Origin of the sequence: Pseudomonas sp. TWRC1-2, from assembly GCF_049896685.1 — a bacterium.
Classification (GTDB): Bacteria; Pseudomonadota; Gammaproteobacteria; order Pseudomonadales; family Pseudomonadaceae; genus Aquipseudomonas.
In genome coordinates, this window is record NZ_JAFCUU010000003.1 from 431,199 (window position 1) to 444,180 (window position 12,982).

The 12,982-nt window shown below is 60.0% G+C and carries 13 protein-coding genes; 5 read left to right on the top strand and 8 right to left on the bottom strand.

The window, feature by feature from the left end:
• Nucleotides 1-50 precede the first annotated feature (50 nt).
• From ACP7B3_RS10830 to gcvH, 3 genes are all read left to right on the top strand, one after another.
• Nucleotides 51-1,667 (top strand): ABC transporter permease, encoded by a 1,617-nt coding sequence (locus ACP7B3_RS10830; protein ID WP_426178775.1) that lies wholly within the window; start codon nt 51-53, stop codon nt 1,665-1,667.
• A gap of 156 nt (nt 1,668-1,823) precedes the next feature.
• On the top strand, nt 1,824-2,906 hold the full coding sequence (gcvT, locus tag ACP7B3_RS10835; RefSeq protein WP_145157939.1) for a glycine cleavage system aminomethyltransferase GcvT: 1,083 nt from the start codon (nt 1,824-1,826) through the stop codon (nt 2,904-2,906).
• A 52-nt stretch (nt 2,907-2,958) separates the two neighbouring features.
• Complete coding sequence (gene gcvH / locus ACP7B3_RS10840) at nt 2,959-3,342, top strand: glycine cleavage system protein GcvH (protein ID WP_262207134.1); 384 nt, start codon at nt 2,959-2,961, stop codon at nt 3,340-3,342.
• A 145-nt stretch (nt 3,343-3,487) separates the two neighbouring features.
• On the opposite strand, the gene ACP7B3_RS10845 is transcribed toward gcvH, so the two are convergent.
• The 7 genes from ACP7B3_RS10845 to ACP7B3_RS10875 all read right to left on the bottom strand — a co-directional run bounded on the left by ACP7B3_RS10845 (nt 3,488) and on the right by ACP7B3_RS10875 (nt 9,579).
• Nucleotides 3,488-4,630 carry a DegT/DnrJ/EryC1/StrS family aminotransferase gene (locus ACP7B3_RS10845; protein ID WP_145157933.1) on the bottom strand — a complete coding sequence of 381 codons (1,143 nt, stop codon included), beginning with the start codon at nt 4,628-4,630 and terminating at the stop codon, nt 3,488-3,490.
• A gap of 155 nt (nt 4,631-4,785) precedes the next feature.
• Entirely contained in the window at nt 4,786-5,451 is a 666-nt protein-coding gene (locus ACP7B3_RS10850; protein WP_426178776.1) for an outer membrane protein, read from the bottom strand.
• Between the two features lie 176 nt (nt 5,452-5,627).
• Complete coding sequence (locus ACP7B3_RS10855) at nt 5,628-5,942, bottom strand: DUF2388 domain-containing protein (protein ID WP_003176799.1); 315 nt, start codon at nt 5,940-5,942, stop codon at nt 5,628-5,630.
• Nucleotides 5,943-6,011: 69 nt separating this feature from the next.
• A complete protein-coding gene (locus ACP7B3_RS10860; RefSeq protein ID WP_426178777.1) occupies nt 6,012-6,458 on the bottom strand; it encodes an NfeD family protein in 447 nt (148 codons plus the stop codon).
• Nucleotides 6,459-6,468: 10 nt separating this feature from the next.
• Nucleotides 6,469-7,389, bottom strand: a complete 921-nt coding sequence (locus ACP7B3_RS10865) for an SPFH domain-containing protein (RefSeq protein ID WP_024077991.1) — start codon at nt 7,387-7,389, stop codon at nt 6,469-6,471.
• A gap of 77 nt (nt 7,390-7,466) precedes the next feature.
• Nucleotides 7,467-9,158: a GspE/PulE family protein gene (locus tag ACP7B3_RS10870; RefSeq protein WP_426178778.1), complete on the bottom strand. Its 1,692-nt coding sequence runs from the start codon at nt 9,156-9,158 to the stop codon at nt 7,467-7,469.
• Between the two features lie 82 nt (nt 9,159-9,240).
• Nucleotides 9,241-9,579, bottom strand: coding sequence for a hypothetical protein (locus tag ACP7B3_RS10875; RefSeq protein WP_426178779.1), 339 nt, complete (start codon nt 9,577-9,579; stop codon nt 9,241-9,243).
• Nucleotides 9,580-9,706: 127 nt separating this feature from the next.
• Between ACP7B3_RS10875 and ACP7B3_RS10880 the strand changes: the two genes are divergently transcribed.
• Nucleotides 9,707-10,177 (top strand): Lrp/AsnC family transcriptional regulator, encoded by a 471-nt coding sequence (locus tag ACP7B3_RS10880; RefSeq protein WP_145157919.1) that lies wholly within the window; start codon nt 9,707-9,709, stop codon nt 10,175-10,177.
• Nucleotides 10,178-10,226: 49 nt separating this feature from the next.
• Here ACP7B3_RS10880 and ACP7B3_RS10885 read toward each other — a convergent pair whose 3' ends face one another.
• Nucleotides 10,227-11,594, bottom strand: coding sequence for an inorganic triphosphatase (locus ACP7B3_RS10885; RefSeq protein WP_242199752.1), 1,368 nt, complete (start codon nt 11,592-11,594; stop codon nt 10,227-10,229).
• A gap of 158 nt (nt 11,595-11,752) precedes the next feature.
• Between ACP7B3_RS10885 and argE the strand changes: the two genes are divergently transcribed.
• The gene (argE, locus tag ACP7B3_RS10890; protein ID WP_145157914.1) at nt 11,753-12,901 is read left to right on the top strand and encodes an acetylornithine deacetylase; all 1,149 of its coding nucleotides are present in this window, start codon (nt 11,753-11,755) and stop codon (nt 12,899-12,901) included.
• The last annotated feature ends 81 nt before the right edge of the window (nt 12,902-12,982 follow it).

Genomic DNA, 12,982 nt, shown 5'->3' on the forward strand with positions numbered 1-12,982 from the left:
CCACAGTGTTAGCCGCGACTTCAAAACCATCATTTCCAGAGAGCTTTTCCTTGGCCCACCCCGCCCAACGTCGCTGGTACCTGCCGGTTTTCACCGTCGCCGCACTGGTGCTACTGCCGCTGAGCGTGTTGTTGCTGTCCTGGCAGAGCATCGATCAACAAATCTGGTCGCACCTGTGGGAAACCCAGATGCCCCGCCTGCTGGGCAACACCCTGACATTGGTGTTGGGCGTTGGCACCGGCGTGACGCTGTTGGGCGTAAGCCTGGCCTGGCTGACCAGCCTCTGCGAATTCCCGGGGCGGCGCTGGCTCGACTGGGCGTTGATGCTGCCCTTCGCAATTCCGGCCTACGTGCTGGCCTTTGTGTTTGTAGGCCTGCTGGATTTCGCGGGGCCGGTGCAAACCCTGCTGCGCGAAGGGTTCGGCAACGGCTTGCGCCTGCCACGCGTGCGTTCTACCAGCGGCGTGATCATCGTGCTGGTGCTGGTGTTCTATCCCTACGTCTACCTGTTGGCGCGCACTGCATTTTTGGCGCAGGGCAAAGGGCTGATGGAAGCGGCGCGGGTGCTCGGTCAATCGCCATGGCAAGCGTTCTGGCGTGTCGCATTGCCCATGGCGCGGCCGGCAATTGGTGCCGGCGTCGCCTTGGCACTGATGGAAACCCTGGCGGACTTCGGCGCTGTCTCGGTGTTCAACTTCGACACCTTCACCACGGCCATCTACAAGACCTGGTACGGCTTTTTCAGCCTTTCCAGCGCCGCCCAACTGGCCAGCCTGTTGCTTCTGGTGGTGATGCTGGTGCTGTACGGCGAACGACGTGCCCGAGGCGCCAGCCGCCCGAGTAATGAGCGGCCACGCGGCAAGGCGTTGTATCACCTGCGCGGTTTCAAGGCGGCGGCAGCCAGCACGTGGTGTGGCTTGGTGTTCGCCTGCGCCTTTGTCATCCCGATGCTGCAACTGGTCGCCTGGTTCTGGCAACGTGGCCGGTTCGACCTGGATGAGCGCTACAGCGGCTTGATCATCCATACCCTCTACCTGGGTGGCATCGCGGCACTGATTACAGTCAGCGTGGCGTTGATATTGGCCTTTGCCAATCGCCTGGCGCCCACGCGGGCGATCCGCACCGGGATCAGCCTGGGCAATGTCGGCTATGCCTTGCCGGGTTCGGTGCTGGCGGTGTCGATCATGCTGGCGTTCAGCTACCTGGACCGTGAACTGGTGGTGCCGTTGTCGAGTTGGCTCGGCGGCGCGGGCAAGCCCCTGTTGCTGGGCAGCCTGTCGGCGTTGGTGCTGGCGTATCTGGTGCGTTTCCTGGCAGTGGCCTACGGGCCGTTGGAAAACAGCCTGGCGCGAATCCGTCCCTCGTTGCCGGAAGCAGCGCGCAGCCTCGGCGTGAGTGGGCCGCGACTGTTTTGCAAAGTGTATCTGCCGCTGTTGCTGCCGGGGACGTTGAGCGCGGCGCTGCTGGTGTTTGTCGATGTGCTCAAGGAAATGCCTGCGACCCTGCTGATGCGCCCGTTTGGCTGGGACACCCTGGCCGTACGAATTTTTGAAATGACCAGCGAAGGGGAATGGGCGCGAGCCTCATTACCCGCACTCACGTTGGTGTTGGTGGGCCTGTTGCCGGTGATCGGCCTGATTCGACGCTCCGCTCGGCAAATCGGTTAGGTGCCAGTCCTACGGCTTGCGGCTACAATGCGCGGCATTCGGTGCGCTCCGTCCTTCGGATCGAGTCGTTGTATGTCGCTGCAGGCCTTGTAGTCAGAGGTGTTGAGCGCAAACAGCAGCTCTGTGCATCTTCGCCAATCCCGGAAGGAGAAACCCATGGGACAGCGTACGCCTCTGTATGACCTGCATCTCGCCCTCGGCGCGAAAATGGTCGATTTTGGCGGTTGGGATATGCCTCTGCACTACGGCTCGCAAGTTGAAGAACACCATCAGGTGCGACGCGACTGCGGGGTGTTTGACGTATCTCATATGACCGTGATCGATGTCACAGGCCTTCAGGCCAAGGAATGGCTCCAGCACCTGCTGGCCAATGATGTCGATCGTTTGCATGGCTGCGGCCGTGCGCTTTACAGCGCCATGCTCAACGAGCAGGGCGGCGTGGTGGACGACATGATCGTTTACCGCACCGAGACCGGTTATCGGCTGGTAGTCAACGCCGCTACGCGTGATCAGGACATGGCCTGGATGCAAGCACAGCTGGGCGACTACGCGGCGCAGCTGCATGAGCGGCCAGAATTGGCCATGCTCGCCATTCAAGGCCCGCACGCCCGGCAGAAAATCGCCGAGCTGGTCACGCAGGCCCGCGGCACGCTTATCCACCAGCTCAAGCCCTTTGAAGGCCAGGCCGATGGCGATTGGTTTATCGCCCGCACGGGTTACACCGGCGAAGACGGTCTGGAAATTGTCCTGCCGGCCGAGCAGGCTCCGGGCTTTTTCAACGATCTGGTAGGGGCCGGTATTTCACCCATCGGCCTTGGCGCCCGCGATACGCTGCGCCTCGAAGCCGGCATGAACCTGTACGGTCAGGATATTCACCAGGACGTTTCGCCTCTGGCGGCCAATATGGCCTGGAGCATCGCCTGGGAACCGGCTGAGCGTCAGTTCATCGGCCGCACTGCCCTTGAGGCGGAAAAGGCCGCAGGTGTGCAGTTCAAATTGGTCGGGCTGGTACTGGAAGAGCGTGGTGTTTTACGCGCTCATCAGGTGGTTCGTATCGCCAATGTTGGCGAAGGGGAGATAACCAGTGGTAGTTTCTCTCCTACGCTGAGCAAATCCATTGCCCTGGCGCGCGTACCGACGGCCACCGCCGATCGGGCCGAAGTGGAAATCCGCGGCAAGTGGTACCCGGTTCGAGTGGTCAAACCGACCTTCGTGCGCCATGGCAAAACCTTGATTTAACTATTTCCGGCAGGCCTGAGGCCGCTGACATTTCTTCTTGAGGACACAGACTATGAGCGATATCCCTGCCGACCTGCGTTTTGCCGAAAGTCACGAGTGGGCCCGTCTGGAAGCCGACGGCACCGTGACCGTCGGTATCTCCGACCATGCTCAGGAAGCTTTGGGTGATGTGGTGTTTGTTGAGTTGGCCGAAGTCGGCGCCAAGTTTGACGCTGAAGGCCAGGCTGGTGTGGTTGAGTCTGTGAAAGCCGCTTCGGATATCTACTCACCGGTTGCTGGCGAAGTGATCGCCGTTAACGAGGAACTGAGTGGCAGCCCTGAACTGCTGAACTCCGACCCGTATGGCGCCTGGATCTTCAAGCTCAAGCCAAGCAACCCGGCTGACCTGGAAAAACTGCTTGATGCCGCTGGCTACAAAGCGGCCATCGGCGAGTAAACGCGAGCCGTTGGAACAGCGCAAATCAATGTGGGAGCTGGCTTGCCTGCGATAGCATCACTGCGGTGTGGTTGAATCACCGCGGTGCCGGCATCGCAGGCAAGCCAGCTCCCACAGTTGATTGCGGATAGCTGGCAGTTTGTTTTCAGCTCGCTTTCAGTACCGCTTTTACCGCCGCAACCGACCGCTCGACATCCGCCTCTGTCATCGCCGTGAACATCGGCAACGACACGATCAAACGCCCAACACGCTCAGCCACCGGGAACATGCCTTCCTTGAAACCCTGTGCCCGGTACAAGCTCAGCAGGTGGATTGGCGGGTAGTGATAGCCAATGCCGACGCCGTGGGCCTGCATCTGTTCCATGAACGTAGCGCGGGCGGGCAGACCATCCTGACGCTCCGGCAGTACCAGCTGGAACAGGTGCCAGTTGCTGTTTTCGAAATCCGCTGGCGGCAGTTGCGCGCCGTATTGCGCTTCAAAATCGCTGCCGAAGCACTTGAAGTAATGGCGTGCCAGTTTCTGGCGATGCGCAGTGATCTTCTCGATATGCGCGAATTGCCCCAGGCCGATGGCTGCGGCTATGTCGGTCATGTTGAATTTGCCACCCAGCACATCCACGTCCAGGCCGTCGAAGCCGGTGCGGGTAACACCTTGCAGGCGATACTTTTCAGCCAGACGGGCTTCCTCGGCGTTGTTCAACACCAGGCAACCGCCTTCGGAAGACGTGATGTTCTTGTTCGCCTGGAAGCTGAACGAGACGAAGTCGCCGGTCGCGCCGATACGCTCGCCATCCCAGCTGGAGCCCAACGCTTGGGCCGCGTCTTCGACAATGCGCAGGTTGTACTTGTTGGCCAGCGCGTAGAGCATCGGCATATCCAGGGGCAGGCCCGCCAGGTACACCGGAATGATCGCCTTGGTGCGTGGGGTGATCGCGGCTTCTACCTGAGCCAGGTCAATATTGCGGGTGACCGGGTCGATATCCGCAAATACCGGCGTGGCCCCTACTTCCAGAATCACGTTTGCCGTGGCGACCCAGGAAATCGGCGTGGTGATCACTTCATCGCCAGGCCCGATGCCGGCGATGCGCAACGCGATCTCCATGGTGCAGGTGCCGGAATTGAAGGTCCGCACCGGACGGCCGCCAAAGTATTCCGAAAGCTGTGCTTCGAACGCCTGCACTTTCGGCCCGCTGGTGATCCAGCCCGAGCGCAGTACATCGCCGACCGCCGAGATGGTCGCTTCGTCAATGGTAGGTTTGGAAAACGGCAGAAAGGGCTGTTGGCTCATAACGACGAAGGCATCCGTTTCAGATAGGCGATGAGTAATAGAGGTATCAGTACCGCATGGTTGCACGGCTCGACTGAATATAGCCTGTCGTCGGTGAACGAATTGTCATGTTGCGCATAAAAATGCCGCTTATCAGCGGCATTTTCTGTTGCAGGTCAGAATGAAACGCGCGCTTCAAGAAACACATTCTGCTCTTTGAGTTTGCCCTTGAGCTGTTCATCGCGGGCGTTTATCCGGTTAGCGAAGGTGTTGTAGCCGGTTTCGACCTTGCCCATGTCCACGTAACGCCAACCTGTGCCCAAAGTGACCTTTTCGCTGACCTTGGCCTCCAGGCCCAAGCCTGCGCTGTAGGCAAAGTTGTAGTGGCGGTTACTGGCGAACTGGCGAGTCGCATTGCTCTGGTACCCCGCGGCATCGATTTGCGCCATGCCGATACCGGCCATTGCGTAGAACGACAGCCAGTCATTGACCGGGATATTTTTATAGCCGTTGAGCATCACGCGCTGGCTGTCGACCTCCAGGCGGTTAACGTTGGTATTGAAGGGGGCCCAATAGGAGTCGAACGTCGAGCTGCTGCGCGTGGTGTATTCCCCTTCCAGGCGCCAGCCATCGGCAAAGGCGTAACCTAAAGCCAATGACCCAGTGAACGCCTTGTTACTGTCAGGGGCCTCCATGCGATCAGTGACGCGTGGGCTGGTCAATTGCGCACTGGAGAGGTTCTGACGGGCACTGTTGAGCTTTGCCGACCCGTACCAATTTTCTGCTTGAGCCAAGGGTGCAGCTAACGCAGAGAGAGCCAAAGCGTAAGCAAGTTTTTGCATGGGAGAGGATTCACTTTAACTAAGAGAATCTCAGTGTGGCGCTTGGTACTTTTGTGTTCGGCAGGAGTTTTCCGCTTTCAACGGGAAAAAGCAGAAGGTCTGGGCGGCGGCGGCGATCGTAGAGAAACAGGCATAAAAAATGCCGCTTAAAAAGCGGCATTTTTTATGGGCAGGTATTACTCGGTCACAGCATTTTTCGCGAGGATGGCGTTGGCCAACTCCATGTCCGTGGCCTGCAGGCCAGGGTTGTCGGCGCGAACTTTCTGCATGGCAGCTTCCAGGTACGGGCCGCGGATGCCGCCGTCGCTGGCGACAAAGCTACCGGCGTCGTCTTGGGCGGCGACCACCAGCTTGTGGTCCTTGAAGGTCAGGTACGTCGAGCCAGTCGTGGCGCCCGACGAGATGACATTGCGCCAGAAGCTGTCGGCCATGGCTGAACCGACAGGTAGGGAAAGCACAGCGAGGGTCGCGACAGCATATTTGAGACGCATGGTGGGTGACTCCGGGTGGGTTATCTGAACAGTTTGATTGTAGATAACCCAGGCGAGTTCCATCACTGACTAAACAGTTTCGACCTGTAAAACCACGCCATCCTGACCAATGACACGGACTTGAGCGCCCACGGGGCTGTCCGGCCCGGTTGCCATCCACACGCCATCGCCGACTTTTATCTTGCCTCGGCCATCGACGATGGCTTGATGCACCACAAAGGTGCGCCCTATCAATTCCGAGCCGCGTATATTCAGCCCCGGCTGATCGCTGACTTTGGCGCTGCTGCGCTGGCGCTTCCACCAGTACACCGCCGTGAGGATCGACAACACTGCGAATAGCAGCAGCTGCCATTCCAGCCCGAGCGGTGGGATCAAAAACTTGATCACGCCCACAGCAGCGGCAGCGATCCCCATCCACAGCAGGTAGCCACCGGCGCCGAATACTTCAAGAATCAACAGCACCGTACCCAGTGCCAACCAATCCCAGAACGACAGATGCTGCAGGAAATCCCACATGGCGATCGCCTCAGCCTTTCTTGTTGTCGAACGTTGCCTTGACGATTTCGCCGATCCCACCCACGGCGCCAATCACCTGGCTGGCTTCCAGCGGCATCAGGATGACTTTGCTGTTGTTGGCCGACGCCAGCTTGCCCAATGCATCGATGTATTTCTGCGCCACGAAGTAGTTGATGGCCTGCACGTTACCGGTGGCGATTGCTTCGGACACCACCTGGGTCGCACGGGCCTCTGCTTCTGCCTGGCGTTCACGGGCTTCGGATTCGAGGAAGGCTGCCTGGCGTCCACCTTCGGCTTCAAGGATCTGCGCCTGCTTCTTGCCTTCGGCGGTCAGGATCGCCGATGCCCGCAGGCCTTCGGCCTCCAGGATCTGCGCACGCTTGATCCGCTCGGCTTTCATCTGGCCGGACATGGCGGCCATCAGGTCGGCGGGTGGGCTGATGTCCTTGATCTCGATCCGGGTGATCTTGATACCCCACGGCGCCGTGGCTTCGTCCACGGTGCGCAGCAGTTTTTCGTTGATGCCGTCACGCTGGCTAAGCATCGCGTCCAGCTCCATGGAGCCGAGCACGGTACGGATATTGGTTTGCAGCAGGTTACGGATGGCATGCTCGAGGTTATTGACCTCGTAGGCGGCCTGGGCGGTGTTGACTACCTGGAAGAAGCACACGGCGTCGATCTGCACGGTGGCGTTGTCGGCGGTGATCACTTCCTGGGGCGGGATATCCAACACGCTTTCCATCACGTTGATCTTGCGACCGATGCGGTCCATGACCGGGATGATGATGTTGAGGCCAGGTTTAAGGGTGTTGGTGTAGCGGCCGAAACGCTCGACCGTCCACTGGTAACCCTGAGGCACCACCTTGAAGCCCATGAAAAGGATGGCCACGGCCAACCCCACGAAAAGAAGCAGTACGGTTCCGATCTGCATAGCGATTCCCTATCTGATGGTGTCAGTGAAGCGACGTGCGGCCGATTGTAACGGTCTGGTCACGGATAAGGACGGTTTCAGGGTGCAACAAGCAAATCATTTGTTTCTGAATCCCCAGGCGTTACCCGTAATACTTCTGCCATCGTTGTCAGCCCGGCATTCACTTTGTCGATGCCGCTCATCCGCAGGCTGCGCATGCCTTGGCTCCGCGATGCCCGACGTAAGGCCTGCACATCGGCGCCCGGGGTGATCAGCGCCTTGAGCTTCTCGTCCATCACCATGATTTCGTAGAGCCCGGCGCGGCCTCGATAACCGCTATCACGGCAGTCCGCGCAGCCGACCGCTTCATGGGTATTGCCGTGCCCAGTCACCCCACGTTTGCAGTGAGGGCACAAAAGCCGCACCAAGCGCTGCGCCATTACACCTATCAGCGTAGCTTTGATCAAATAATGAGCAATGCCAAGTTCCTGCAAACGGCTGATAGCGCTGGGTGCATCGTTGGTGTGCAGGGTCGATAGCACCAGGTGCCCGGTGAGCGCAGCCTGGATGGCCATTTCTGCAGTTTCCTGATCGCGAATCTCGCCGATCATGATGATGTCCGGGTCCTGGCGCAGCAGTGCGCGAACACCGCTGGCGAAGGTCAGGTCGATGTTGTGCTGCACCTGCATCTGGTTAAAGGCAGGTTCCACCATCTCTATCGGGTCTTCCACCGTGCACAGGTTGACCTCGCGGGTCGCCAGGTGCTTGAGCGTGGTGTAGAGCGTGCTGGTCTTGCCTGAACCGGTAGGCCCGGTGACCAGGATGATGCCGTTGGCCTGACCGGCCATGGCATTCCAGCGTTGCTGATCATCGGCAGACAAACCCAACTGGTCAAAATCCTTGAGCAAGACGTGCGGGTCGAAAATCCGCATCACCAGTTTTTCGCCAAACGCTGTCGGCAGTGTTGAGAGGCGCAACTCCACTTCGATGCCCGCCGGGCTCTTGGTCTTGACCCGGCCGTCCTGGGGTTTGCGTTTTTCCGCCACATTCATACGGCCCAGACTTTTCAGGCGGCTGACCACCGCCATGGTGACCTGGGGTGGAAACTGATAGACGTCATGCAGCAGCCCGTCGATGCGAAAACGCACGCGGCCCTGGTCGCGGCAGGGTTCGATATGGATGTCACTAGCTCGCTGGCCGAAGGCGTACTGCAACAGCCAGTCGACGATGTTGACGATATGCGCGTCATTGGCGTCCGGCTCCTGATCACCGGCGCCGAGGTTGAGCAGTTCGAAGTTGCCAGCCACCGCAACTTTTTGATCGGCACCGCTGACGGACTTGGCCAGCCGGTAGAAGTCACCGATACAGCGCTGAATCTCTCGGGGGTTGGCGACCACGCGCCTGATCGAGCGCTTGAGCACCTGTGCCAAACCGGCCTCCCATCCACGGATATGCGGCTGTGCGCTGGCGACGGTGACGGTCTGCGCATCCACCGCCACCGCGAGGATGGCGTGGCGTTGCGCGAACGCGTGGGACATCAACGGCACCACCGCCGCCACGTCGATCTTCAGCGGGTCGATACGCAGATAAGGTTGCCCGACATGCCCGGCAAGCCATTGAGTCAACGTTTCGAGGCAAGGCCCTTCAGCCGCGATGCTTTCCAACGGATGTCGAGTGGCGGGTGCTTTCGCTGACCTTTGGGCCTCGTCCGCTGTAATCAGCCCCTGCTCGACCAATGCAGGTAAGAGTTGATGCAGTTCCAATCGATGATCGTGCAAGGCGGCGAGCATGAAGAATTCCTGAGTGACGGCGGGCGTAATCTCAGGCTAGCCATCCTCTGAACGCCCACCGCTCAGGGTGTATTGCAGGTTTTTACTGATTGGCCGCCGCCACCGCTTGAGGCCGCGGGGAATCGGCCTGCCACACCTCCAGCGAGCACACGCTGATCAGGTTTCGAATCTTTTCACCGATCACCTGGGCACGGTGCCAGCTCAGGCCGTTCATCACGATATCAATGCTCAGCAGGTCGTCGTCACGGCTCACATTGACGTGTTGCGGCGTCAGGAACTGCAGCGCGAAGTAGTTCAGTACCCGGCACAGCAAGTCCGGTTCTGCCTCGGCGGTGATCTGATAATGCGCTTGGCAGTGGGCGCTGTTGACGGCCCATGCATCGAGACGCGTAGCGGGGCAGGTGGTTTCGACGGCGTGCATGCTGACTCTCCAGATTCGACTGGAGAAATTTTTACATTCGCACGCGGAGATTTCTTATCTAAGATGCGCCCTATTAGTGAAAAAACGACTCAAGTAATTCAGGCTTAGCGCCTTCATAGGTATTTTTATGCACAGTGAGTTGGACGCCTACGACCGCCGCATTCTGGCCCTGCTGCAAGAGGACGCCTCGCTTTCCAGCGCGCAGATCGCCGAGCAGGTGGGTCTCTCGCAATCGCCATGCTGGCGGCGTATTCAACGGCTTAAAGAGGAGGGCGTGATTCGCGCGCAGGTCACGCTGCTGGACCGCAAGAAGATCGGCCTCAACACGCAGATTTTTGCCGAGGTCAAACTCAATGCTCACGGACGGTCCAACTTCACCGAATTCACCGAAGCGATTCGCGGGTTTCCGGAAGTCCTGGAGTGCTATGTGCTGATGGGGGCGGTGGATTTTCTGCTGCGCATCGTTACCTCTGACATCGAGGCGTATGAGCGGTTTTTCTTCGAGAAGCTGTCGATGGTGCCGGGGATTCAGGAGGTGAACTCGATTGTGGCCCTGTCGGAGATCAAGTCCACCACCAGCCTGCCAGTGTTGCGCTGACTGTGGGAGCGCACAAGCCCGCTCCCACATTTGACCGAGTTGCCTGGTATTACAGACGCAGCAACGTCTTCCATGCACGGTTCTGATACACCGCAATCGCCTGATGCATACGCGCATCCAGCGACTCGTCGGTAATCGGCTGATTAGCCAGTACCGCCAGCTTATTCAGCTCGCCGTACAAACGGTCCAGTTCCGGAATGTCCACCACCTGACGCGCGTGGTGAAGCCAGGCCTGGATGCGTTCAATGCGCGGCAGTTGCTCGGCCAGGTCTTCCGGTTGTTGCTGGTAACGTTGCAGTTGCAGGGCAACGGCGTCGTCAGCCAGCAGGCGCGGCAGCCAGTTGGTGATTTGCGCAGCGCCCTGGCGGTTGCCACGCACGTTGCGGTCGGCGGTCCAGGTGCGGGCCAGCAGCCAGCGCGAGGTGTTCAGCGAGAACAAGCCCCAGCGCACGTCTTGCAGTTCTTCAACAAACTGTTCCGGCGCGGCTTTGCGGATGTCTTCATCGTCGTCACCGGCCTGCACCAGTGGGCGCCAGTCTTCCAGCAATGCATCGAGTGCGCTGCGCAGCTCGCTGGTGGATTGACGCGGGGCGGCCTGACCGAGGCTGCCGATCAGCGCGCGCAGTTCACCGAGGTTTTCGACCCAGTCCTGCAGCAAGCGCCAGTGGCCATTGAAGCGATATTGTTCGGCCAGGCGCTGGCTGCTGCCCAACAGGTGCCACATGATCGCGGCGAAGGCGTCGTCCAGCGGCATTTCGGCGTGGATCTGCGGCGCCGGCAGGCTCAGCGAGTAGCTGCTGGCGTCATACAGACGGTAGCCGCGCTCGGCCTTGCTGATATCGCACGGCATCAGCGCCAGGGTGGCGGCCAGTTCGGCGGCCAGTTCCAGCAGGGCGGCCGGTTCACCTTCGCGCAGTTCCAGTTCCAGCTCGCAGATTTCTTCTTTCTGCTTGCCGACCACGACGTGGCCCAGGTCCAGAGCGGCTTCGATCACGACCTTGGCCTTGCCACGGCCCCAGGCGATTTCGGCACGTTCGCGCACAAAATCGGTGGTGAAAATCGGCTTGAGGGTCTTTTTGTCCAACTCGGCCAGTTGCTCGGGCCAGCATTCGCCGTCGAGCTTCTTCACGTCGAGCTTGGCTTTGGGCAGGTCCCAGTTGTACTCGTTGCGTTCCGACAAGCCGGCGACGCTTTGGCCACGGGTCTTGAGGGTCTGGATGATTTCGTCACCGTCCTTGCGCAAACGCAGGGCGACTTTGGCCTGAGCCAGGTCGCGCTCGGGGGTGTCGAAGTATTGGTTCATCAACTCACGGCGTTCCCAGCCACTTTTGTTGCGTTTTTTCAGTAGCGGGTGCTCACGCAGCGCGGCGAGTGTTTCGCGGCTGACGCGGAGCTTGATTTCGGTTTCTTTCTGCATGGCCGGAAAATCCAGGATCGGGAGCGCAGCCGGGGAAAAGAGTGGCTGCCAAGGTCGTGCAGTGTACAGGACTGAGCCCGGCAACGCGCCGCAACGGTTTATTGTGGCGTGCAGATGGTTCTATAGTGGGGCTCATCCGGGAAGTTGAGAGGCCGCGCATGCCGTTACCGTCCATGAAAGAGCAATTCGCCGCATTGATTGCCGCGCCGTCGGTCAGTTGCACCCAAGCGTCTCTCGACCAGACCAACCGCCCGGTGATCGATCTGCTCGCCGGGTGGCTGGGCGACCTGGGTTTCGCCATCGACATCCAGCAAGTCAGCCCGGGCAAGTTCAACCTGCTCGCCAGTTTCGGCAGTGGCCCCGGCGGCCTGGTGCTGGCCGGGCATAGCGATACCGTTCCCTACGACGCCGCGCTGTGGAAGACCGATCCGCTCAAGTTGACGGAAGTTGACGGCCGTTGGGTAGGACTGGGCAGCTGCGACATGAAAGGCTTTTTTGCGCTGATCATCGAAGCCGTGCTGCCCTTGCTGGACCAGCCGTTCAAACAACCGCTGCTGATCCTCGCCACGTGCGATGAAGAAAGCTCGATGTCCGGCGCCCGCGCACTGGCCGAGGCCGGGCGCCCGTTGGGCCGCGCGGCGGTGATCGGCGAACCGACGGGCCTCAAGCCGATCCGCCTGCACAAAGGCGTGATGATGGAGCGCATCGACATCCTCGGGCAAAGCGGCCATTCGTCGGACCCAAGCCTGGGCCACAGTGCTCTGGAAGCCATGCACGATGCCATTGGTGAACTGCGCGGCCTGCGGCTGGCCTGGCAGCGCGAGTACCGCAACCCGCAATTCAGCGTGCCGCAACCGACCATGAACTTCGGTTGTATCCACGGCGGCGACAACCCCAACCGTATCTGCGGCCAATGTTCCCTGGAGTTCGACCTGCGGCCCCTGCCGGGCATGGACCCCAAGGTGCTGCGCGACGCTATCCGGCAAAAGCTCGAACCCCTGGCCGAGCGCCATAAAGTCAAGATCGACTACGCGCCGTTGTTCCCCGAAGTGCCGCCGTTCGAGCAGGCCGAAGACGCCGAGCTGGTGCGGGTGGCGGAACGATTGACCGGTCATCGTGCCGAAGCAGTAGCGTTCGGCACCGAAGCGCCTTATCTTCAGCGCCTTGGTTGTGAAACTCTGGTGCTTGGCCCTGGCGATATTGCCTGCGCCCACCAGCCGGGCGAGTACCTCGAAATGTCACGCTTGACGCCTACAGTGCGTCTATTGCGGGAACTGATCGACCATTACTGCCTGAAACCTGCATAAATTAACCCCTGCCCATTCGTACATAAGGAGAGCGAGCGTGTCGCCAAGCCTGTTCCGACGATAACCATCAGCCCGCTGTGC